The organism is Ruegeria sp. HKCCD6157, assembly GCF_013110685.1.
Classification (GTDB): Bacteria; Pseudomonadota; Alphaproteobacteria; order Rhodobacterales; family Rhodobacteraceae; genus Ruegeria.
In genome coordinates this window covers 31,510-54,801 of the sequence record NZ_WVRB01000001.1, presented here as the reverse complement: position 1 = coordinate 54,801, position 23,292 = coordinate 31,510, and the positions used below count along the sequence as shown (strand labels likewise).

Annotated in this window: 22 protein-coding genes; 21 read left to right on the top strand and 1 reads right to left on the bottom strand. The window is 59.5% G+C overall.

Annotation, left to right across the window (positions count from 1 at the left end; translation table 11 throughout):
• Positions 1 to 208: 208 nt before the first annotated feature.
• Positions 209 to 1,321 carry a Hint domain-containing protein gene (locus GS612_RS20455; protein WP_253286079.1) on the top strand — a complete coding sequence of 371 codons (1,113 nt, stop codon included), beginning with the start codon at positions 209 to 211 and terminating at the stop codon, positions 1,319 to 1,321.
• 18 nt (positions 1,322 to 1,339) lie between these two features.
• Here GS612_RS20455 and GS612_RS00240 read toward each other — a convergent pair whose 3' ends face one another.
• Positions 1,340 to 2,536, bottom strand: coding sequence for an NnrS family protein (locus GS612_RS00240; protein WP_171638688.1), 1,197 nt, complete (start codon positions 2,534 to 2,536; stop codon positions 1,340 to 1,342).
• Between the two features lie 245 nt (positions 2,537 to 2,781).
• Between GS612_RS00240 and GS612_RS00235 the strand changes: the two genes are divergently transcribed.
• The 20 genes from GS612_RS00235 (at position 2,782) to GS612_RS00140 (ending at position 23,196) form a co-directional block, all read left to right on the top strand.
• Complete coding sequence (locus GS612_RS00235; RefSeq protein WP_171119354.1) at positions 2,782 to 4,458, top strand: cytochrome D1 domain-containing protein; 1,677 nt, start codon at positions 2,782 to 2,784, stop codon at positions 4,456 to 4,458.
• A gap of 124 nt (positions 4,459 to 4,582) precedes the next feature.
• On the top strand, positions 4,583 to 6,367 hold the full coding sequence (locus GS612_RS00230; protein ID WP_171638687.1) for a NapC/NirT family cytochrome c: 1,785 nt from the start codon (positions 4,583 to 4,585) through the stop codon (positions 6,365 to 6,367).
• 55 nt (positions 6,368 to 6,422) lie between these two features.
• On the top strand, positions 6,423 to 6,824 hold the full coding sequence (locus GS612_RS00225; protein ID WP_171638686.1) for a plastocyanin/azurin family copper-binding protein: 402 nt from the start codon (positions 6,423 to 6,425) through the stop codon (positions 6,822 to 6,824).
• 198 nt (positions 6,825 to 7,022) lie between these two features.
• Positions 7,023 to 7,784, top strand: a complete 762-nt coding sequence (gene cobA, locus GS612_RS00220; protein WP_171638685.1) for a uroporphyrinogen-III C-methyltransferase — start codon at positions 7,023 to 7,025, stop codon at positions 7,782 to 7,784.
• Positions 7,777 to 8,160, top strand: a complete 384-nt coding sequence (locus GS612_RS00215; RefSeq protein WP_171119357.1) for a cytochrome c — start codon at positions 7,777 to 7,779, stop codon at positions 8,158 to 8,160. The genes cobA and GS612_RS00215 overlap by 8 nt, the downstream gene beginning before the upstream one ends.
• Entirely contained in the window at positions 8,157 to 9,302 is a 1,146-nt protein-coding gene (locus GS612_RS00210; protein ID WP_171638684.1) for a cytochrome D1 domain-containing protein, read from the top strand. Before GS612_RS00215 ends, GS612_RS00210 begins: the two co-directional genes overlap by 4 nt.
• Positions 9,303 to 9,305: 3 nt before the next feature.
• Positions 9,306 to 10,295 carry an AsnC family transcriptional regulator gene (locus tag GS612_RS00205; RefSeq protein ID WP_171638683.1) on the top strand — a complete coding sequence of 330 codons (990 nt, stop codon included), beginning with the start codon at positions 9,306 to 9,308 and terminating at the stop codon, positions 10,293 to 10,295.
• The gene (locus tag GS612_RS00200) at positions 10,292 to 10,741 is read left to right on the top strand and encodes an Lrp/AsnC family transcriptional regulator (protein ID WP_171638682.1); all 450 of its coding nucleotides are present in this window, start codon (positions 10,292 to 10,294) and stop codon (positions 10,739 to 10,741) included. The genes GS612_RS00205 and GS612_RS00200 overlap by 4 nt, the downstream gene beginning before the upstream one ends.
• Positions 10,738 to 11,220: an AsnC family transcriptional regulator gene (locus tag GS612_RS00195; protein ID WP_171638681.1), complete on the top strand. Its 483-nt coding sequence runs from the start codon at positions 10,738 to 10,740 to the stop codon at positions 11,218 to 11,220. Before GS612_RS00200 ends, GS612_RS00195 begins: the two co-directional genes overlap by 4 nt.
• A gap of 3 nt (positions 11,221 to 11,223) precedes the next feature.
• Complete coding sequence (gene nirJ / locus GS612_RS00190; RefSeq protein ID WP_171638680.1) at positions 11,224 to 12,438, top strand: heme d1 biosynthesis radical SAM protein NirJ; 1,215 nt, start codon at positions 11,224 to 11,226, stop codon at positions 12,436 to 12,438.
• Positions 12,413 to 13,966 (top strand): nitrite reductase, encoded by a 1,554-nt coding sequence (locus GS612_RS00185; protein ID WP_171638679.1) that lies wholly within the window; start codon positions 12,413 to 12,415, stop codon positions 13,964 to 13,966. The genes nirJ and GS612_RS00185 overlap by 26 nt, the downstream gene beginning before the upstream one ends.
• Entirely contained in the window at positions 13,923 to 14,186 is a 264-nt protein-coding gene (locus tag GS612_RS00180) for a hypothetical protein (RefSeq protein WP_171169778.1), read from the top strand. Before GS612_RS00185 ends, GS612_RS00180 begins: the two co-directional genes overlap by 44 nt.
• Positions 14,187 to 14,275: 89 nt before the next feature.
• The gene (locus tag GS612_RS00175; protein ID WP_216603481.1) at positions 14,276 to 14,740 is read left to right on the top strand and encodes a DUF2946 family protein; all 465 of its coding nucleotides are present in this window, start codon (positions 14,276 to 14,278) and stop codon (positions 14,738 to 14,740) included.
• Between the two features lie 44 nt (positions 14,741 to 14,784).
• Positions 14,785 to 16,908, top strand: coding sequence for a NosR/NirI family protein (locus GS612_RS00170; protein ID WP_216603519.1), 2,124 nt, complete (start codon positions 14,785 to 14,787; stop codon positions 16,906 to 16,908).
• A gap of 14 nt (positions 16,909 to 16,922) precedes the next feature.
• Complete coding sequence (gene nosZ / locus GS612_RS00165) at positions 16,923 to 18,830, top strand: TAT-dependent nitrous-oxide reductase (RefSeq protein ID WP_171638677.1); 1,908 nt, start codon at positions 16,923 to 16,925, stop codon at positions 18,828 to 18,830.
• Positions 18,831 to 18,833: 3 nt separating this feature from the next.
• Entirely contained in the window at positions 18,834 to 20,090 is a 1,257-nt protein-coding gene (locus GS612_RS00160) for a nitrous oxide reductase family maturation protein NosD (RefSeq protein WP_171638676.1), read from the top strand.
• The gene (locus GS612_RS00155) at positions 20,080 to 20,973 is read left to right on the top strand and encodes an ABC transporter ATP-binding protein (RefSeq protein ID WP_171638675.1); all 894 of its coding nucleotides are present in this window, start codon (positions 20,080 to 20,082) and stop codon (positions 20,971 to 20,973) included. The genes GS612_RS00160 and GS612_RS00155 overlap by 11 nt, the downstream gene beginning before the upstream one ends.
• A complete protein-coding gene (locus tag GS612_RS00150) occupies positions 20,970 to 21,791 on the top strand; it encodes an ABC transporter permease (protein ID WP_171205203.1) in 822 nt (273 codons plus the stop codon). Before GS612_RS00155 ends, GS612_RS00150 begins: the two co-directional genes overlap by 4 nt.
• Positions 21,788 to 22,303 (top strand): nitrous oxide reductase accessory protein NosL, encoded by a 516-nt coding sequence (locus GS612_RS00145; RefSeq protein WP_171638674.1) that lies wholly within the window; start codon positions 21,788 to 21,790, stop codon positions 22,301 to 22,303. The genes GS612_RS00150 and GS612_RS00145 overlap by 4 nt, the downstream gene beginning before the upstream one ends.
• Positions 22,300 to 23,196: an FAD:protein FMN transferase gene (locus tag GS612_RS00140; protein ID WP_171638673.1), complete on the top strand. Its 897-nt coding sequence runs from the start codon at positions 22,300 to 22,302 to the stop codon at positions 23,194 to 23,196. The genes GS612_RS00145 and GS612_RS00140 overlap by 4 nt, the downstream gene beginning before the upstream one ends.
• Positions 23,197 to 23,292 lie beyond the last annotated feature (96 nt).

The window sequence follows — 23,292 nt, the reverse complement described above, 5'->3', positions numbered from 1 at the left end:
TGCCTTAACGAAAGTCAAGACTTCTCAAGTATGCTCTGGAACGAGGTCAGATGCCTGACAAACAGCAAGAACCACGAAAAAGCCTGCGGTTCGCCTTGATATCTGAACCAATTGTGAGGAATGTCGCGTCGACATTTTAGTATGGCGGAGTTATCCAAGCGCTTGAGAGAACAAGTGTAAATTCCGTGTCAAAGAGTGATGGGTTAAAATGGCAAACTATTCCTATATCGGTTATACGCCCGGCGTAATCACGGTGAATACGATTGGGCCGGATACGGTTACATTGGATGTCAATTTTGATCCTGACACGGATCGTCGTTTGTTCAGCGTGACAGACGCAGCCGGTGGATTTATTCAAAACGGCGGCGGACCACCCATTGTCGATACTGGCGATGTTTTCAACGGTGACCGCTTCGACAACGAAGACGGCGATGATCTGACGCAGACCGGCACCATCACCACCCTTGATGGCTCGACCACCTTTCTTAGTGGCCCAATTTACCTGGAAGAATCCTATATTCTGTCCAAACCAGGCGGGGGTACGATTACAGTTTACCGTGTGGAAGTTGACGGAACTTTGGGTGGTTACATAACCTCTGAACCCCTTGTGCCCGGCACGACATACTCGATGAACATCGTGAATGTTACGCCGACCAATGCTCCTGACACAACTGACCCGACCACTATCATTGACGTGCCGTGCTTCGTAGCCGGAACGTTGATAATGACTCCAAAAGGTCCGAGGCCCATCGAGGATTTGAAGGTGGGTGACGTGGTCGTCACCGCCGACAAAGGACCGCAACACATACGCTGGATCGGCACGCGACATCTGGACCAGGCGGCGCTTCGCGCCCGTCCTAGGCTGAAGCCAATCCGGATCGAGGCCGGTTCACTGGGCGATCACTTGCCCCAGCGTGATCTTTTCGTGTCACCGCAACACCGTATGCTGGTCCGGTCGCCGATTGCCGTCAGAATGTTCGACGCCGAAGAGGTTCTTGTTCCTGCTCACATTCTTGTCGGCGTGCCCGGCATTTCAATCGCTGATGACACCCGTGCTGTGACCTATGTCCATCTTTTGTTCGACCGTCACGAGATCATCTATGCGGAAGGCGCACCTTCCGAAAGCCTGCTCACCGGTGCGCAGGCCTTGTCCAGTGTTCACCCGGACGCACGGGCGGAAATTCTTGAACTGTTCCCTGAATTAGATCAGCGCAATTACGTTCCGCTGGCCGCACGACGGATACCGGAAAAAGGGAAACGCGCTCGTGCCTTGGTCCATCGTCATATCAAGAACGCGCGGCCTCTGGTTGATGAACGATAAGCGCCGCCCGAACAGGCGTCAAGTCTGTTGCACGGCGCGGGGGCCGGTCAGGGCAGGCCACATGGCAAACAGATACAGCCCCATTGCCGCGATCCAAAATCCATCCGCTGTCAGCATCGCCGTCATGTACCCTCCTGTCATGTCGGATCCCAGCCAACGCACAAGCGCTGCAACCGCCATCAAGCCATAGGCAATCGCCATGGGCTTTGGCGCGACAAGGGGGCGACCGCTGTGGCCCAAGGCGGCGCGGCTCATTACGGCAAGGGTCATGCCACCAACGCAACCAATGCCCAGAACGTGGAGCGCGCCGATCTCATTTCCCATCCCGATGGCCGCCAACCCCCAGAGAATCAGACCCAGCGCCAGCATCCCGAGACCCAGATGCAGCGCGACCAGGATCGGTTGACGCAAGGCCCAGCCTGTTCTCCAACGCGCCATGCGCATCAGTTGAACACTGCCCATCACCAAGGCAACGGCCCCCGCAAAAGGCCCGACATCAAGTGCAAGCACAAGCAGGGGCAGCAACAGCGCCAGAATCATCGTCGCCCTGTCCAGCCTGGCCACGGATACCGGCCACGATGCTTCGGGTTGACCCGCTCTTTTCATGGCATTGCGTGTAAAAGCCGGCGTAATCCGGCCACCCAGGATCGCGATCATCGAACACAAGGTCAAAAGCCCGGCCCGAATGCCGGTGTTCAGCGTATCCACCGTGACCCTCATCCATTCCAAATGAACCATAACGTTCGAGGCCAACATCAGAACCAGAAGATACAGAAACACCATATTCTGGGGCTTGGGTCGACGAACCAGTTGACTGGCAATCTTCAGCGCCAGAATGGGAACAAAGCTCAGGTCCACGACTGCGACGAACAAGGGTGGCAACACTCCGGAAAACCAGACTGCCAGACGCCCGGCCATCCAGATCAATGCGACAAGCGTGATAAAGCGGGCCCGCGCCTCGGGCGCACCGGTCCAGTTCGGCACGGCGGTTAGAAAAAACCCCCCCAAGGCGGCCGTTGCATACCCAAAAATCATCTCATGCGCGTGCCACATGACCGGGGGCATCGCGTAACTCTGTTCCATGTAGGGCATCAGTCCGTCGAGCGACGCCAACCATACGCCCCACGCGACTCCTGCAAACATACCGTAAAGACCCGCCGAAAGAAAAAAGACCCGGAACCCTTCACTGAAAACACGCGCGATTACAGCTGTCATGCCTGCTCTCCATAGCTTTTCCCGCCGTTGAACAATGTGTAGTGCCCGCATGACCCGGCGCCCTTAACCAAAATCAAGACTGGGCTTAAACATGTGTGAGAAACACAAGATTTATTGGGGGTTTTGATCTGTGTTTTCTTTCCAAAGTGCTTTGTCTGCACCCTTGCCGTTGACTTTGGTCAAGGATGACATCCACGTGATGTTTCACTCTCGACACCGCCTCACCACGCATATGGAGAGTGATCATGTCACTTGGAATCAGCTACAACAAACCCGGCCGCGCCTTCGGGGTCGGATTGGCAATGTTGTTGGGCAGCGTCGCTGCTCCGACCTTCGCCGAAGAGCCAACTTTGAGCGAAGAAGCCTTTGAATCGTCTAAACAGCTCTATTTCGAACAATGCGCAGGCTGCCACGGCGTATTGCGCAAAGGTGCCACGGGTAAAAACCTGGAACCGCATTGGAAGAAGACCGCAGCCGACGGCACTGTAACCGAAGGCGGCACCTTGCAACTGGGGCAGGAACGCCTTGAAAAGATTATCGCCTGGGGTACCGAAGGCGGCATGAACAACTTCTCGGACATCATGACCGAGCAGGAAATCAAGGATATGGCGACCTACATCATGATGGAGCCGCCAAAACCACCTGAAATGTCGCTGGAACAGATGATGGCGACGCGTAAGGTCTATGTCGAAGAAGAGGACTATCCGACCGAGCCGCTGCACGGCCGCAACTGGGAAAACTTCTTTGTCGTCATCGAACGTGACGTAGGCAAGGTGGCCGTGATCGACGGCGACACCAAAGAGGTGCTGACCCACATCCCCACTGGCTACGCCGTGCACGTTCTGAAAGCGTCCGAACACCACAGCCTGACCGAGCCGGAACACCCCGGCCGCTTCTGGTACACAATGGGTCGCGACGGCAAGATGACCAAGATCGACCTTTGGCAGACGCCGGACAAGATGTTGGTATCCGAAGTCAAGATTGCATATGACGCCCGTGACGTCGCCGTTTCCGGCGATGGTAAATACGTCATCGGTGGTGGCTACTGGCCGCCGCACTTTGCTATCGTTGACGCGAAGACCATGGAACCGGTCAAGGTCGTATCGACCCGCGGCGTGAACGTCGACGGTGAGTATGTGGAAGAAGCCCGTGTGGCAGCCATCTACACCACTCCGAATGAACCCACCTGGATCGTTGCCGTGAAAGAACTGGGACAGTTGTGGCAGGTCGATTACACCGATCTGGACAACCTTCGGATCGACAAGATCGACAGCGCCAAGTTCCTGCATGACGGGTTCTTCGATCCGACAGGCCGGTATTTCCAGATCGCCGCAAACGCGTCGAACAAGATGGTGGTTGTCGATACCGAAACCCACAAGCTTGAGGCGATGATCGACACAGCCGCGCTGCCGCACCCTGGTCCGGGCGCCAACTGGGTCGACCCGAACTGTGGCCCTGTGGCAGGCACAACCCACCTTGGTGTCGGTACCGTGACCGTTTGGGGCAACGATCCTGAAAACCGTCCGGATGACGCCTGGAAAGTCTGCTACGAAGTGGAAACCGACGGCCCCGGCCTGTTCGTCCGCACCCACCCGAACTCGGATTACATCTGGGCTGACCAGACCAAGCATCCGGAACCGGAAGTGCAGCAATCCGTGCAGGTCATTTCGAAAGAAACCGGCGAAATCGTGAAGACGATCCAGATCACTGAAGACGAAGGCAGCGCCGCTGTTCACTTCGAATTCAACGCTGACGGTACCGAGGTATGGGTTTCCAAGTGGAACCTGTCGGACTCGAAGGAACCCAATGGTCAGATCGTGATCTTCGACGCGAAGACGCTGGAAGAAATCGGCCGCATCGACGGGCTTTATGCCCCGACCGGCAAGTTCAACGTCTACAACCGGTCGAACCACGTCACCTGACAAGGTCAGGACGACCACAGGAAAGGGCGGGCCCCTCGCCCGCCCTTTCCTTGTTTGAGTCATCAGCCAAACTCACCGGCCTGCCACCAAGGGCCAGACAATACAGCCAAAACGGAGCCCGGATATGACCTCCGAACCGGAAAAGAAAAAACCGATCTGGCGCCGGTATTTCCTATGGGGAATGCCTGTGGCCGGTATCGCCGCGGCCTTTGCCGCCGGCATCATCTTCTGGGGCGGGTTCAACACCGCAATGGAAGCCACGAACACCAAGGAATTCTGCATCTCATGTCACGAGATGCGAGATTTTGTTTACGAAGAATATACCGGCACGATCCATGACGTGAACCGGTCGGGTGTGGGGGCTGTTTGTTCCGACTGCCATGTTCCCAAAGACTGGACACATAAGATGATCCGTAAGATCAAGGCGTCCAAAGAGCTGTATGGCAAGATGGTCGGTACCATCAACACCCGTGAAAAGTTCGAGGCCAAACGTGTACATCTGGCCATGAACGAATGGGAGCGGATGAAGGCCACAGACTCGCGCGAATGCCGCAACTGTCACGATTTCGAATCGATGATGCCCGAATTCCAGAAACCACGCGCCCGTCAGCAGCACCTCAATGCGATGACTGTCGGACAGACCTGTATCGACTGCCACAAGGGGATTGCACACTCGGATGCACGCGACCGGGCGGACGAGGAGTATCTGGAAAAGCTTGAAGCACCGAACCCGGACTTCATCCGGCCCATCCCTCCGGAATATTTGGCCAGTCTCGAAAAGATCGAAGCCAAAGAGGCCGCTGAAGCAGAAGCAGAAAAAGCCGCCAAAAAGGCTCAGCAAGAGGCCGTTCAAGCCCAGATCGCAGCGGCTGTTGACGCTGCTTTGGAAGAAGAACGCGCAAAAACCTCCGGCGAGGACGCCGCAGCGCCCTCTGGCGGAGCAAGCGACGTTGCGCCCAACATCGACTGGAACGCAGTGGCCGCGGCGGATCTGAAACTCTTTTACCCCGGACAGGCCTCGTTTGAATGGGTCCAGAACGGCAAGTTCCATGGTGGCGCGCGCCCCCTGACCAAAGGCGGGGATCAGTGCACCACCTGTCACGCCAAGGAACTGGACACCATCGGCAACAAGATCGTTGCGGGTGGAGATCTGGAACCGACCCCGATTCCGGGCAAACGCGGTGTCATCGACGCAACCGTTCAGGCGGCGCATGACGACGAAAACCTGTACATTCGCCTGCAATGGCCGGACGCGGGTCACAACCCTGTCCCGTTCGTCGATGGCGGCAAGATGGACCCGGACAACCAGATCAAGGTTGCCATGATGATTACCGGCACTGGTATCGAGCTGGGCGATCAGGTGGGATGCTGGGCTTCGTGCCACGCCGACAACACCTATATGCCTTTTGCGCCCGAAGCAGATGCGATCGCCGCCAATGCGGATGTTGCTGGCCGCCTCAATGCCACGGACACCATTACCAAATACATCAGCGAAAGCCGCACGGATGTTGAGGTCAAAGGTCGCCGCGGCAAGGCCCTGGGGGGCTGGGACAAGCTGAAGGCCGAGGAACAGATCGAGCAGTATCTGGCCGACGGCACCTATCTTGACCTGATGCGTGTCTACGCCGACGGAAGCGCCACCAATGGCTATCTGTTGGAGCAGCGCGTGGTCAATGATGGTGAAATCGCCGCATCGGCCGAACTGTCCGGTGGCATGTGGACCGTGGTGTTTACTCGCCCCCTGAATTCGGGCGCGCCCGGTGATGTGCCATTGGAGGCAGGCAAGACCTATACCGTTGGCTTTGCCATCCACGACGATTTTACCGCCGCAAGGTTCCACCACGTGACGCTGAATACCAGCCTGGCGCTGGATGATGACAGCGCGTTCATCAACGTGGTCAAACAATGACGGATCGGGGCCGGGTCAACCGGCCCCGGCCATTTTTGGAAAGGAGACATGGACCATGAAACCCCAACGCCTTCTTCCTGCGCTGCTGCTTCTGGCCGCGCCCGCCTGGGCGGACGAGACCGCCGAAATCTGTGCCGAGGCCGAAGAGCGCTATGTCGAGTTGTTCGATCAGCCTTCGTCGGCCGTCGAAGACGCCGAAGTGGTGCTGATGTACAAATACAATTTTTGCCCATCCGAATTGACCGTGAAGGCAGGCACAACTGTCCGATGGGTGAATGTCGACAAACGCACCAGCCATTCCGTTCTGTTGAAGGATGGCAGCCAACCTGAAAGTGATCGCCTGTTCCCCGAGGAATCTGTTGAACTGACCTTTCTCACGCCCGGCCCACAGGACTATCTGTGCGGCCCGCATTGGGAGACACAGAACATGATCGGAATGATCACCGTCGAACCCTGAAACAGGGCACAATACAGGCAAGATGAAGGAGCGCGGGCGCAAATCCCGCGCTCCTTAACTTATGTCAAGGAGGTTGGTTTTCGATTGGGCCAATCTTCCCCCATGACACGCCCGGCTCACCCAGCAACGTCTTGCAAACGCAACGGATCTGCATGGGATACCGGGTCTCGAAGACTTTCAGACCAAGCGAGTTTGCACATGAGCGGTAAGGTTTTTCTGATTGGCGCAGGCCCCGGCGATCCCGAGCTGATGACCCTGCGCGCACTGCGGTTGCTGCAAGAAGCGGATGTCGTGGTTTATGACCGGCTGGTGTCCGCCGACATTCTGAACTTGCACGCGGAAGGCGCCAGGCTGATCCCTGTCGGCAAGGCCCCCAAATGCCACACCGTTCCGCAGGACCGCATCAACGAAATACTGCTTGAAGAAGCCAGCGCAGGTCACACGGTCGCCCGGCTGAAAGGCGGCGACCCCATGATCTTTGGTCGCGGCTCGGAAGAGGCCGCCTATCTGATGGCCCGCGGTGTCGCTGTCGAATACGCACCGGGCATCACGGCGGCCCAGGGGGCGTCTTGTTCGACGGGTGTGCCGCTGACCCATCGCGGGCTGGCGACCTCGGTTCAATGTGTCACCGGACATCGGCAGGCCGACAAAGTGCTGGATCTGGACTGGAAACGTCTTGCCGATCCGGACTCGACACTGGTGGTCTATATGGGCGTCGCCAATATCGGTCAGATCGCCATGGGGTTGATGACCGAGAACCTGCCAGGCTCGACACCGGTTCTGGCGGTGGGCAAGGCCACGACACCTGATGAGCGTCGTCTAGTGTCACGACTTGACCAGTTGGCCACGGATGTGCGTGCAGCCGACCTGAAGGCGCCGACGCTGTTTATCATTGGCAAGGTGGTTTCGCTTTATGCCGAACGGCCTGTAGCCGAGCTTCTGGAGCAGGCCCATGGCTAAGCTGGGAAGACGAGATCAGGGGATTGTCCCAACATGCACCGACAGATCGCCGGGTCGCTCGGGGTGGGCGGCGCGAACCTGTCTGACCATTGCGGTTCTGGCCGCGACCTCTGCTTTCGCGGCGGATGTCATCGATCCCGATACCCTGAAAAGACTTGTGCATCAGGATTGCGGTTCCTGTCACGGCCTGTCCCTGAAGGGCGGTCTTGGACCCGATCTGCGCAGTGAGACACTTGAACACTACGACGCGGATGTTTTGACCAGCGTCATCCTTGACGGCATCCCCGACACCGCGATGCCCCCGTGGCGGCCCCTGATCAGTGAAGAAGAGGCCGAATGGATCGCCCGTTACCTGTTGGAACAGGAGGCACAATGAAACACTTCATTCTTGGCCTTGCAGCCACATTGATGATGACCACAGCGCAGGCTGAACCGACCGCGACAGGCGACCTTGGCCTGGTCATCGAACGCGCCAATGGCTCGGTGCTTCTTGTGGATCAATCCGACCGTGCAGCTCTGGCCCGGATCGAGGGATTGGGTGATCTGTCGCATGCGTCTTTGGTCTATTCGCCTGATGAACGGTTTGCCTATGTGTTTGGCCGCGACGGCGGGCTGACCAAGATCGACATCGTGACCCGCCAGATCGTGAACCGCGTCGTACAGGCCGGCAACGCCATCGGCGGGGCGATTTCGGACGATGGCAAGCTTGTGGCGGTGTCAAATTATGAACCCGGTGGCGTGCGCGTATTCGATGCGGACACGCTTGAGATGGTTGCTGACATCCCGACCGACAGCAAAACCATCGGCCTGGTCGATGCGCCGGGTCGGCGGTTCGTTTTCACGATGTGGGACACTGGGGAAACCTGGATTGCCGATTTCGCAAAAGGCGCACCAGAGATCACCAAGATCCCGGACATGGGCAAGAACCCCTATGACGCGCTGATCACTGCAAATGGCCGCACCTATATCACCGGTCTGTTCGGCGAGGACGGCCTGACCGCGCTGGATCTGTGGGCCGAAACCCCCGAACCGATCCGCGTTCTGCCCGATTACGGGCGTGGTCAGGAAGAAATGCCGGTCTACAAGATGCCTCATCTGGAAGGCTGGGCGCTGACGGGCCGCGAGTTCGTTTTGCCCGCTGTCGGCCATCACGAGGTTCTGTGGATCGACGCCGACACTCTGATCGAAACGGGGAGGACCAAAACCCACGGGCAACCGGTCTTTGCCATGGCCCGTCCCGATGGGCGGCAGGTCTGGGTGAATTTCGCCCACCCGCTGAATGACACCATTCAGGTGATCGACAGTGTCAGCAAACAGATCATCCACGAATTCAAACCCGGCCCGGCGGTATTGCACATGGAGTTCACGCCACGCGGGCATGAAGTCTGGATCAGCGTGCGCGATGCCAACAAGGTCATTGTCTACGACACGCACAGTTTTGAAAAACTGCGCGAGATCGACGCGGACAGCCCGTCCGGCATCTTCTTCACGGCCCGTGCGCACAGAACGGGGCTGTAACCGATGCGACATATCACGGACCCGATCGACCGCCGCCTGCTGGACGAATTTCAGCGCGACTTCCCGATCACCGAGAGACCGTTCCAGATGCTGGGTAACGCACTCGGGCTGGACGAAGCCGAAGTCATTCATCGCTTGTCCCGGATGCGCGCCACAGGCCGCATTACACGGGTTGGCGCCACCATCACGCCCGGCGCGGTGACGGCCAGCACCCTGGCTGCCGTGGCGGCTCCGGAAGATCGGTTGGAGGAGGTCGCCGCCCTGATCGATGCCGAACCCGGGGTGAACCACAATTATCAACGCGAAGACGCTTGGAACCTGTGGTTTGTCGCGACCGGGCCGGACCGCGCGCATGTCAACGATACCCTGGCGCGGATCAGTCGATCCACCGGATTGCAGGTGCTGGACCTGCGGCTGGTACGCCCTTTCAACGTGGATCTTGGTTTTCGCATGACTAGCGGAGCCAAAAACGTACCCAAGGCACGAAAGGTCGATGCATCCGTCATGCGCGAGGGCGATCGTTGCCTGCTACAGTCTCTGAGTTCCGGGCTGTCTTTGGTCTCAGAACCCTATGCCGCTCTGGCTCGTTCGCTGAAACGGGATGTCACCGACGTGATGGAGCGGGTCGAAGCTTTGCATGCCGCTGGAATAATCTCGCGGCTGGGCGTCATTGTGCGTCACCGGGCGCTTGGCTGGTCGGCCAATGCGATGGTGGTCTGGGACCTGCCGGCAGAACAGATTGAAACCGCGGGTCCGGCTTTGGCCGCCTTCCCGGGGGTGACCCTGTGCTATGAGCGTAATCCGGTTCCCGATGTCTGGCCATATCGCCTGTATTCCATGATCCACGCCCGCACACGCAAAGAAGCTTTGGATGTTCTGGCCGGTGCGATTGCATTGCCCGAATTGGCCGGAGCACGGAACAAGGTCCTGTTCTCAACCCGCTGTTTCAAACAGACCGGCGCGCTGATTCAAGCAAAGGAGGTCGCCGCATGACGCTGGACCAAACGGATCGGACGATCCTGAATCGTATGCAAGAGGATCTGCCGCTTACTTCGCACCCTTACGCAACCGTCGCCGCAGAGCTTGGCCTGTCCGAGGCGGAATTGCTGTCGCGTCTGAGACGTATGAAAGATGACCGCGTCATTACGCGCTTCGGTCCATTTTTCGACGCCGCGGCCATGGGTGGGGCTTTCTGCCTTTGCGCAATGGCCGTTCCAGACGAAGAATTCGAAACCGTCCTGACCAAAGTCAATGCACATCCCGAAGTGGCACATAACTATGAACGCACGCATCGGCTGAACATGTGGTTCGTGCTGGCCACCGAAACACCCGAGGGGATCGAGGCCACCGCCGATGCCATCGAACGGGAAACGGGAGTCAGTGTTCTCCGTTTCCCCAAACTTCAGGAATTTTTCATCGGCTTCCGGGTGGCGGCATGATCGACGCAACAGACAGACAGATTATCGAGTCGCTCCAAGGGGGACTGCCGCTGGTGGCCGCGCCCTATGCGCGGGTCGCTGCCGATCTGGGTCTGACCGAGGCCACCCTGCTGGACCGGCTGGCCGCGCTGAAGGCGCGCGGGGTGATCCGACGGATCGCGGCAGCCCCCAACCATTACAAGCTGGGCATGACGTCGAACGGCATGACCGTCTGGGACGTGCAGGATGACCTGATCACCGAACTGGGTGCTCATATCGGGGCATTGCCTTTCGTCACCCATTGCTATGAACGGCCCCGCGCCCTGCCCGACTGGCCCTACAACCTGTTCGCCATGGTTCATGGCAGCACGCCCGACGAGGTCGAAGACAAACGCGGCCAGATTGCCGCGATTCTGGGATCGGCCTGCCGCGGCAGCGACATCCTCTATTCCACGCGCATCCTGAAAAAGACCGGGCTGCGCCTGAAACAGAAAGGCTGAAACATGTTCCGCCTGACCGAATACATGCATCAGCTGGTCAAGCCGACTCCGGTGCGCAAACGGCGCCCCGGCCCGGTAAAGCCGGTTGTGATCTGGAATCTGACGCGGCGCTGCAACCTGAAGTGCCGCCATTGCTACACCGTCTCGGCGGATGTCGCGTTCCCGGGTGAGCTCAGCCATGAGCAAGCCATGGTAACCCTTGAGGATCTGGGCCAGTTTCGCGTCCCGGCCCTGATCCTCTCGGGTGGGGAACCGCTGGACCGGTTCGATTTCTTCGACATTGCAAAACGCGCCCGTGATCTGGTGCCAATGCTGGCCTTGTCGACCAACGGGACCCGAATCTATGACGAAACCGCCGATATGATAGCGGATGTGGGCTTCAACTATGTCGGCATCTCGCTGGACGGGATCGGAGCGACGAATGACTGGTTTCGTGGCGTCGAGGGCGCTTTTGCGGACGCCCTGCGCGGCGTGCGAGAGTGCAAAAAACGCGGCATCAAGGTTGGCCTGCGGTTCTGCCTGACCGAAGGCACGCAACATCACTTGCCTGACTTGCTGAGCCTTTGTGATGATGAAGGTGTCGACAAGTTCTACCTGTCGCATCTTGTCTATGCGGGGCGCGGCGACAAGAACCGGGGCGAAGATGCCGCGCATCAGCGCACGCGCAAAGGCCTGGATCTGTTGCTGGAACGCGCCTGGGAAGCCGCATCGGGCGGTCGTCCGCTGGATATCGTGACCGGGAACAATGACGCTGATGCCGGATATTTCCTGAACTGGATTCGCACGCATTTCGACGCCGACAAGGCTGCACATGTGCGTGCGCACCTGGCCGCGTGGGGTGGAAACTCAAGTGGTTTGGGTGTTGCCAATATCGACAATCTCGGCCGGGTCCATCCGGACACTTACTGGTCCGACTACACGGTGGGCAACGTAAAGACCAAATCGTTTTCCGAACTCTGGACCAGCGATGATCCGATGCTTGCGATGCTCCGCACCCGCCCACGCCCGCTGAAGGGGCGCTGCGGAGCCTGCGAACTCAAAGACGTGTGCGGCGGCAATACCCGCATCCGCGCCCTGCAATTGACCGGTGATCCCTGGGCCGAGGATCCGGCCTGTTACCTGTCCAACCAGGAAATCGGTGTGGATGATGCAGGGAAACGCCTTCAGGTCACACCGTTTCGGGGGAAAAGCCATGATCCGGCGCATCAGTTCTTTTAAGACACTCACATTCGGTACGTTGTGCTCGGTGTTGCTGGCGGGCACCGCCTGGGCAGATGCCCATTCGGATTACGCCGAACATTGCGCCTCATGCCACGGCGAGAACCGTCTGGGCGGGGTTGGCCCCGCGCTGATCCCTGAAACGCTCAAACGCATGCGGGGTCCCCGGGTTGCTGCGGTAATCGCGGAAGGGCGCGCGGCGACACAAATGCCGGCCTTCTCGCACGAGCTGGATGCTCTGCAAATCGAAGAGCTGGCCGGTTGGTTGAAATCGCCGTTGGAATCCGACCCCGAATGGGGCGAGGCCCAGATATTGGCCAGCCGGACGCTGGACGAGGAATATGTACCGGTGGATGCGCCTGTCTGGGACAGCGACCCGATGAACATTACGCTGGTGGTGGAAACCGGAGATCACCATGTCAGCGTTCTGGACGGTGACACGTTCGAGGTTCTGGACCGGTTCGAAACCCCCTTCGCCGTGCATGGCGGCCCCAAGTTCAGCCCGGATGGGCGGTATGTCTTCATCATGTCGCGCGATGGCTGGGTCCAGAAGTACGACATCTGGGCGCTGAAACAGGTGGGCCGTGTGCGTGCCGGCCTGAACAGCCGCAACATCGCCATGTCGGGCGATGGCAAATGGGTGGCCGTGGCGAATTACCTGCCCAACAGCCTGACGGTGTTGTCCACCGAAGACCTTTCCGTCGCAAAGGTCATCGAGGTCAAAAGCAAGAAGGGCCTGCCCAGCCGCGTCTCTGCGGTCTACCAGGCCCCTCCGCGGGAAAGCTTTGTTTTGGCACTGAAGGATGTGCCCGAGATTTGGGAAGTGTTTTACGGCGCCAATCCCCCGCAATCCGGGCTTGGTCATGATTTCCGCATCGAAGGCCAGTTCAAGAACCCTGATCCTTTCCCTGTGCGCAAGATCACAACGGCTGACTATCTGGACGATTTCTTTTTCGACCAGAGTTATGAATTTGTCATGGGGGCGTCCCGCGATGGCAAGGGCGGGCAAGTGATTGATCTGGTGATCGGGCACAAGGTGGCCGATCTGGATTTGCCTGGAATGCCGCATCTGGGCTCGGGGATCACATGGAAACACGGCGATACGACCGTAATGGCCACGCCGCACCTGACAGACGGCGCCGTGTCGGTGATCGACATGGAAAGCTGGGAAACCATCAAACGGATCAAGACCGAAGGCCCTGGGTTTTTCATGCGCAGCCATGAGAATTCGCCTTATGTCTGGGCAGACGTTTTCTTTGGCCCCAACAAGGACGCGATGCACGTCATCGACAAGCAAAGCCTTGAAATCGTGAAAACACTGCGCCCTGCGCCGGGCAAGACCGTGGCCCATGTCGAGTTCACCAGAGATGGCAGCCACGCACTGGTTTCGATCTGGGAAGATGACGGCGCGGTGATCGTCTATGACGCGCAGACACTGGAAGAAATCCGCCGCCTGCCGATGCGCAAACCTTCGGGGAAATACAATGTCTGGAACAAGATCACCTTCTCGGAAGGAACCAGCCACTGAGGGGAAATGGCCGGTTTGGAAACTGGCCATTCTGCTGTATCCGGCCACGGCGTTGACCGTTGCCATCAACCTGTTTTTGCTCGGGCTTATCCTGCACAGCGTCGGGTTCGGCGCAATTGAACCGGTGCCGGCGATCCTCTGGTCGATTCCGCTGGGCATTCCTGCGGCATGGCTGGCCGGTCGGTGGCTGCGCGGATTGATGGACGAGGCCGACGGGTAGGTGCAAATTTTCAGACACCTGACCTAAGTCAAGTCTTCGCCTGGAAGAATCCCCTAAGTTTTTGAAAAGAACGCCGAGCTGGATTCTCAATGCCTACCGTCCGCCCCCCGCATAGCCTGTTTGATCGCGTGCCCCGCGCGGTGTGCGGTTTGGTGGGTATTTTCCTGTTGCTTTTGCAGATGCTTGGCCCGGTGCTGGCGAGTCCCGGGGACAGCATGTGGATCGAGATCTGCTCGGAGGCAGGGGCGGTCTGGGTTGAAGTGGACCTTGAGGAAGGTACTGATGACCCGACCGCGCCTTGCCCGAAATGCGCCGATTGCGCGCTGTGCGCGGTGACAACGGCAGCCCCGCTGCCGGATCTGCCGCTGCTGATGCAATCCGAAAATGTACGGATAGTACCCGCTGCAATCGGGGATCTGTGCATTTTGTACAACTCAAGGCGACTGTGGCCCGAAACCCGAGGGCCCCCGTTCGCGACCCAAGAAGAATTTGAACGCGCCCTGCGCGCGTCCGTGGCGTCCACCCTAGCAATCGGAGGTGCGCCGTGGTCGTAAGTCGCGCAATCCATTTCCTGCTGGCTTTCACTCTGTCCTGCCTGATGGCGATCAGCGCCCATGCCGACAGCCTGGCCAGTTTCCTGCCCGACATCGAACCTGCCGATCTGGCCCCCGGCGCCGATGCCTTTGGCCCGGTGCGCGATGACGTCAAGGTCGCCCCCGTCCTGAAAGGCGGCGAGACCATTGCCTGGGCATTCCTGACCTCGGACTTTGTTGGCACGACGGGTTATTCCGGCAAACCGATCCACGTCGTTGCAGCCATCGACAACGACGCTGTGTTGACCGGAGTGCAACTGGTCAAGCACTCGGAACCCATCGTGCTGATCGGCATCCCCAATTCCCGCATGGTTGAATTGACCGAAGGCTATGCGGGCCTGGACCTGAAGGTTGAAGCCGAAACCGGGGGTGAGGGGCACGACCTCGACATCATCTCGGGCGCGACGGTCACGATCATGGTGATCGACGACAGCCTTGTGCGTGGCGGTATCAAGGTGGCGCGTGCATTGGGTCTGGGCGGCCTGTCGCCGTTGCAGGCCGACGGGCCAAAGCGCGAAGTCGATATGGCGCAGAATGCGGTCTATGACTGGTCGACCCTTTCGGGTGACGGCTCGATCCGGCGGCTGACGCTGGATGTCGGGCAGGTCAATGCCGCCTTCGAGGCCACCGGAGACCAGCGCGCGATCAAGCGCCCGGAACCGGGCGAACCGGATCACACTTTCATCGACATGCATATGGCGCTTGTCTCGGTTCCGTCGATCGGCAAGTCACTGCTGGGCGACGCCGAGTACCAGAACCTCGTGAACTGGTTGGACGAGGGCGAACAGGCCATTCTGGTGCTGGGGCGCGGTGCCTACAGCTTCAAGGGGTCAGGCTATGTGCGCGGCGGGATTTTCGATCGGATCCAGTTGATCCAGGGCGACAACTCGGTCCGTTTTTTCGACAAACAGCAAGTACGCCTTGGCAAGGTTGCAGCCCCGGATGCACCCAGTTTCACGGAGCTGGACATCTTCAAGATCCCCGCCGATGCCGAGTTCGAACCGACCGAGCCGTTCCGCCTGCAACTGCTGGTACAGCGTGCCGTGGGTGCTGTTGAGAAAACCTTTCTGACATTCGATCTGGGCTACAAACTGCCCGACCGTTACCTGCTGCCCGTCGCAGCCCCAAAGATTGTCGACGATGCGACCGGCGAAGCCGCCGCCAAGGCTGCCCTGTGGCAGCGCATCTGGAAGGATCGCACCGTCGAAATCGCCGTTCTTGGCGTCATGCTGCTGGTCCTGACCGCGACGTTCTTCTTCCAGTTCCACGCGACGATGAATGCGCGGGTCTTCTACTGGTTCCGCATCGGCTACCTGACAATGACCCTGTTTTTCATCGGCTGGTACGCCAACGCGCAGCTGAGCGTGGTGAACCTGATGGCACTGGCGGGCAGCCTGCGCACAGGATTCTCGTGGGATGCGTTCCTGCTGGACCCGCTGGTGTTCATCCAATGGTTCGCCGTTGCCGCCGCACTGTTGTTCTGGGGTCGCGGGGCCTATTGCGGATGGCTGTGCCCCTTCGGCGCGTTGCAGGAATTGACCAACAAGATCGCGCGCGCGCTGAAAGTGCCGCAATGGACGCTGCCCTGGGGTCTGAACGAACGCCTGTGGCCCGCGAAATACATGATCTTTCTGGGTCTTTTCGGGCTCAGCTTCATCTCGATCCCGTTGGCCGAGAAATATGCCGAGGTCGAGCCGTTCAAAACGGCGATCATTCTGAAATTCATGCGCGACTGGCCTTTTGTGGTCTTTGCGCTGGCCCTGCTGGGGATCGGGCTGTTCATCGAACGGTTCTATTGCCGCTATCTCTGCCCGCTGGGCGGAGCACTGGCGATCCCTGCCCGTATTCGCATGTTCGACTGGCTGCGCCGCTACAAGGATTGCGGCACACCCTGTCAGACCTGCGCCAATGAATGCCCCGTTCAGGCGATCCACCCCACCGGTGAGATCAATCCGAACGAGTGCGTCACCTGCCTGCATTGTCAGGTGCTCTACCAGTCCGAGGACAAATGTCCCGTCGTTATCCGCCAGCTGAAACGGCGGGCCAAGACAGGATCGGTCCAGATGAAGACCCCGCTCGGACAACCACCGGCGAACCATCCGAACGCCAAACCGCAATCCGTTTCCTAAAAGGAGGAACGAACATGTCGGAACATGACAACAAACTAACCGTCACACGCCGTGGGATGCTGGGTGCAACAGCAACCGGTGCCGTGCTGGCCGGGACCGGTCTGGGCTCGACCCTGATGACCGCGAAACAGGCGAGCGCTGCGGCCAATGCCAATCTCGAACCGGGCGAACTGGACGAGTATTACGGTTTCTGGTCCTCGGGTCAAACCGGCGAGCTGCGCATTCTGGGCTTTCCGTCCATGCGCGAGCTGATGCGGGTGCCGGTGTTCAACCGCTGCTCGGCCACGGGCTGGGGTCAGACCAACGAGTCACTGAAGATCATGACCGAAGGGTTGCTGCCTGAAACCAAGGAGTTTCTCGCCAAGCGTGGCATGAAGACCTATGACAACGGCGACCTTCACCACCCGCACATGTCGTTCACCGACGGCACCTATGACGGCCGCTATCTGTTCATGAACGACAAGGCCAACACCCGCGTCGCGCGTGTCCGCTGTGACGTGATGAAATGCGACAAGATCACCGAGATCCCGAACGCCAAGGCGATCCACGGTCTGCGTCCGCAGAAATTCCCGCGCACCGGCTATGTCTTTGCCAATGGTGAAGATGAAACACCGCTGGTCAACGATGGCAGCGTGCTGGACGATCCGTCGCAATACGTGAACATCTTCACCGCGCTGGACGGCGACACCATGGAAGTGGCGTGGCAGGTGATCGTGTCGGGCAACCTCGACAACACCGATTGCGACTATCAGGGCAAATACGCCTTCTCGACCTCGTACAACTCGGAAATGGGCATGAACCTGGCCGAGATGACCGAGAACGAGCTGGACCACGTCGTCGTCTTCAACATCGCCGAGATCGAAAAAGGCATCGAAGCCGGCGATTATCAGGAGCTGAAAGGCGTAAAGGTTCTGGACGGGCGCAAGGGTCAGAACAAGAAATACACCCGTTACATTCCGATCCCGAACTCTCCGCACGGCATCAACACCGCGCCAGACGGCAAGCACGTCTGCATCAACGGCAAGCTGTCGCCGACCGTCTCGATCATGGACGTCACCAAGCTGGACGCCCTGTTCGAAAGCGATGCCGATCCGCGGTCGTGCATTGTGGGTGAGCCTCAGCTGGGTCTTGGCCCGCTTCACACCGCCTACGACGGTCAAGGCAACGCGTTCACCACGCTGTTCCTGGACAGCCAAATCGTGAAGTGGAACATCGAAAAGGCAATCGGAGCCTACGGTGGTGCCGATGTGGACCCGATCATCTCGAAGGTCGACGTGCACTATCAGCCGGGCCACAACTCGACCTCCATGGGTGAAACCAAGGATGCCGACGGTAAGTGGCTGATTTCGATGAACAAGTTCTCGAAAGACCGGTTCCTGAACGTTGGTCCGCTGAAGCCCGAGAACGAGCAGCTGATCGACATCTCGTCCGACGAGATGAAGGTGGTCCACGATGGCCCGACCTTTGCCGAGCCGCATGACTCGATCATCGTTCGCAGCGACATCGTCAACCCGGTCAACGTCTGGGATCGCAACGACGTCACTTGGGAAGACGCCCGCAAACAGGCCGAAGCCGATGGCATCGATCTGGAAGAAGGTGCCGAAGAACCGATCCGGGACGGCAACAAGGTACGCGTCTACATGACCTCGCAGGCGCCGACCTTCAGCCTTGAGAAGTTCACCGTCAAACAGGGCGACGAGGTGACGGTCTACATCACCAACCTGGATGACGTGGACGACGTGACCCACGGCTTCTGCCTGGGCAACTACGGCATCGCGATGGAAGTCGCACCGCTGGCAACCGCCTCGGTCACCTTCACCGCTGACCGTCCGGGCGTGCACTGGTTCTATTGCCAGTGGTTCTGCCACGCGCTGCACATGGAAATGCGCGGCCGGATGCTGGTCGAACCGCAAGGAGCATAACCCATGCGTTGGCCCCTGCTCATACCGCTCCTGCTCGGCTCGCCCCTTTGGGCGGCGGACTGGGATGTGCCCAACCGGGCGGGGGCCATCAATGAAATACTGGCGCAGGCGGCGGATGGAGACACCCTCCGCCTGAGCCCCGGTGTTTATGCCGAACATCTGGTTCTGGACCGGCCCGTCACCATCGACGGGCTGGGACAGGCCACCATTGACGGGCAAGGCACCGGCAGCGTCATCACCGTAACCGGCCCGGGCGTGACCGTGCGCGGCCTGACAGTGATCGGCTCGGGTTCAAGCCATGACGGGATCGACAGTGGCATCCAGCTGACCAAGACGGCCCGCGCGCCGGTGGTCGAAGACAATGTGCTGCTGGGCAATCTTTACGGCATCGACATTCATGGTGCCAAGGACAGCATCGTGCGTGGCAACCGGATCGAAGGACGTCAGGACCAGCGGATGAATGACCGTGGCAATGGCGTTTATGTCTGGAATGCACCCGGTGCGCGGGTTGAGGATAATGATATCCGCTATGGGCGCGACGGGATCTTCGTGAACTCGTCCAAGAAGAACACCTTTACCGGCAACCTGTTCCGCGATCTGCGCTTTGCCGTGCATTACATGTATGCCGATAATTCGGTGGTCAGCAACAATGTCTCGATCGGCAACGATCTGGGCTATGCGGTGATGTTCACGACCAATGTGAAGGTCGCAGACAACGTTTCGATCGGTGACCGTGAACATGGCGTGATGCTGAACTATGCCAACAAGAGTCAGATCACCGGTAACGTGGTGATCGGTGCCAAGGAAAAGTGCACCTTCCTTTATAACTCCAACAAGAACGAATTCACCGACAACTGGTTCCAGGGATGCGGCATCGGCATCCACTTCACCGCCGGCAGCGAACGCAACCGCATCGTTGGCAATTCCTTCATCGGGAACCGGACACAGGTGAAATACGTCTCGACCAAATGGGTCGAGTGGTCCGAAGACGGGCGCGGCAACTACTGGTCCGATTTTGCCGCCTATGATGTGGATGGCAACGGTATCGCCGATGCCCCTTATCGCCCGAATGACTCGATGGACCATGTGCTGTGGACCCAACCCGCAGCCAAACTGCTGCTCGGCTCTCCTGCCGTGCAGCTGGTGCGCTGGTCACAATCCGCCTTTCCGGCACTGTTGCCCGGTGGCGTGATGGACAGCAATCCATTGATGCAACCCCTTGAACCCCCAGCTATGGAAAAGGTGCCTCATGACGGATAAGGCCCTGATTATTGACCATGTCAGCAAGGACCGGGGCAAAACCCGCGTTCTTGACGATATCACCCTGTCACTTGCCCCCGGTCAGCGCGTTGCGCTGCTGGGCCATAACGGCGCTGGCAAGTCGACCCTGATCAAATCCATCCTTGGCCTGACGCCGATCCAAGGCGGAGCCATCAGGATCGGAGACGCCACCCCAGGCAGTGCCCAGGCGCGGCGGGAAACGGCCTATCTGCCCGAGGCGGTATCCTTCCACCCGGCCCTGACCGGGCGCGAGCAACTGACCCTGTTTGCGAAATTGTCCGGCACCAGGGCGGATGTGGCCGGTCTGCTGGAGCGCGTAGGTCTGAGCGATGCCCTGGACCGCCGGATCGGCACCTATTCCAAAGGCATGCGGCAACGTCTGGGCCTGGCACAGGTTCTGCTGGGTCAGCCGAAAGTGGCTTTGCTGGATGAACCCACCAGTGGGTTGGACCCGATCTCGCGTCAGGATCTCTATGCCATCATCGACGAGCTTGCCGCGCAGGGCACCGCCGTGCTGATCGCCAGCCACGCGCTGACCGAGGTCGAGGCCCGCACCGACCGCATCGCAATCTTGCGCAAAGGCCGGATGGTCGCCGATGACACGCTCAACAACCTGTCGGCCCTTGCAGGCCTGCCGATCCGTCTGAAAGTACGTGCAAGCGCCAACGCCGACGTGCTGGCCGCCGAACTGGGCGGCAACCGGATCAACGGCGCTTCGGTCGAGCTGCTGTGTTCCCCCGCCGACAAGATGGAGGCCCTGCGCCGGATCGCCGGATTGGGCGATGCCGTGGCGGATGTGGAAATGACCCCGCCCAAGCTGGAAGACCTCTATCGCCATTATGCACAGGAGGAGAGGCCATGACCCGCTTCCTCGCCATTACCCGTACCGAAATGCTGATCCTTCGCCGCAATCGCTGGCTGCTGGTGGCGACGCTGATCATGGTGCTGTTCGCGCTGGCCCTGACCTTTGCAGGCAGCGCACCAACCGGCACACTGGGTGTCGATATGCTGACCGTTTCAGTTGCCTCGATGACCACCCTGTCGGTCTATCTCGCACCGCTATTGGCGCTGATGATCTCGTTCGACGCCATCGCCGGAGACGTGGACCGGGGCAGCCTGTCGCTGCTGTTGTCCTACCCTGCGGGGCGCGGAGAAATCCTGTTGGGCAAGTTCACCGCCCACCTGGCGGCACTGGCCTTTGCCATGACGGTCGGTTTCGGTACCGCCGGCGCGGTGGCGGCCTTCTTTGGCGGTGCCGGGCCGGAAAGCCTGATGGCGTTGGTCCGTCTCATCCTCACATCCATCCTTCTGGGCGCCGTGTTTCTGGCGCTGGGATACCTGCTGTCTGCCCTGGCTAAGGGGGCTACGGCGGCGGCAGGTCTGTCGGCCGGGCTCTGGCTGGTTTTTGTCGTCCTCTATGATCTGGGCCTGTTGGGGGCTGTCGTCATGGACAAGGGCGGCACCTTTACCCAATCCGTCTTTCCATGGGTGATGGTGGCCAACCCGGCCGACGCATTCCGTCTGTGGAACATCGCCGCAACGGAAGGCGTGGCCATGGCATCCGGCATGACCGGGGCGGCACAGGCCTTGCCCGTCTGGGCCGCGCCTGCATCGCTGCTGATCTGGCCAGTGATCGGCTTCGCCCTGGCGCGGCTGGCATTCCGGAGGGTCGAGCCATGAAACCCCTCGTCGTGATTGCCTTGATCGCGTTGGCGGCCTGCAAGGAAGACCTGGCCGAGGCCCCCGATCCGGTGGATCTGACCCCGGACGCGCTGAGCTATTTCTGCCAGATGAACATCGCCGAACATGGCGGCCCCAAGGGGCAGATCCATCTGGAAGGATATCCCGCACCGCTGTTCTTTGCGCAGGTGCGCGACATGGTGGCATACCTCAAAAGCCCTGAACGTGATGCCGACATCACAGCCGTCTATGTCAGCGACATGGGTATTGCGCCAAGTTGGCGGCAGCCGGGTATCTCGAACTGGATCGCCGCGGATGGCGCGACCTTTGTTGTCGGCGCCAATGTGGCAGGTGGCATGGGCGCCCGCGAAGTGGTGCCTTTTGCCGATCCTGCCGATGCTCAGGCATTCATTGAGATCTACGGCGGAACGGCACTGGGCCTGCCGGACATTCCGGACACCGAAGTGCTTGGCCCTGTCGATCTTGAACTGTCGTTGGAGACCCCCGTATGACCGCCTTGTCGCGCCGCCGATTTCTGATCATCTCAGCCGCTTGTGCTGCGGCCACACCACTTGCGGCCTCGGACGCGCGCTGGCACGGGACCGCGTTGGGTGCTACCGCCAGCCTGCGCCTTGTGGGCCTGACGGACGCCGAAGCTGCACCCATCATGGCCGCCATGGAGACCGAGATTGCCCGGCTGGAAGACATCTTCAGCCTGTATCGTCCGCAATCGCAGCTCAGCCGGTTGAATCGCGATGGTGTGCTGACGGCGCCCGCTCCTGAATTGTTGAAGGTGCTAAGCCTCAGCTCAGCGCTGCATCAGGCATCGGGTGGCGCATTTGATCCGAGCATTCAACCCGTGTGGACGGCATTGGCTGCGGGCACGCGCCCGGATGATCTGGTTGAAATTCAGCAGGCGATAGGCTGGGAAAAGGTAATTTATGACGCCTCGGCCATTCGCCTTCCGGTGCCCGGAAAATCGGCGCTGACGTTGAACGGTATAGCGCAGGGCGCGATCACCGACCGGATCGCCGACCTGCTGCGTGCTCATGGTCTGCGTGATGTTCTGGTCAATATGGGAGAGGTTGCCGCCCTGGGTGCGCGTGGTGACGGTGCGCCTTGGAATGTTGGATTGGCGGCGCCGGACCAAACGGTTCTGAAGCGGATTGAATTGAACGATCGGGCAGTGGCGACATCTTCAACGCTGGCGACTCAGATCAGCCAGGGAGTCGGACACATCATTACCTTGGATGGGCCTTCAAGCCGCGACAGGACCGTTTCGGTTTCTGCCCCGAAAGCGGCCATTGCGGATGGGTTGTCCACTGCACTTTGCGCGGCATCCGCCGGCAGAGCCAAAGAGATCCTGGAGTTCTTCCCCGACGCCCGTATCGAATTGAACGTTTGATGAAGAATTACAAATCTCAGACCGAACAAAAAAAACCCAAAAAAGTATGATATAGGTCAAATCGTGCGCTGCTTAAGGCAGCTAGGAAGTAAGGAC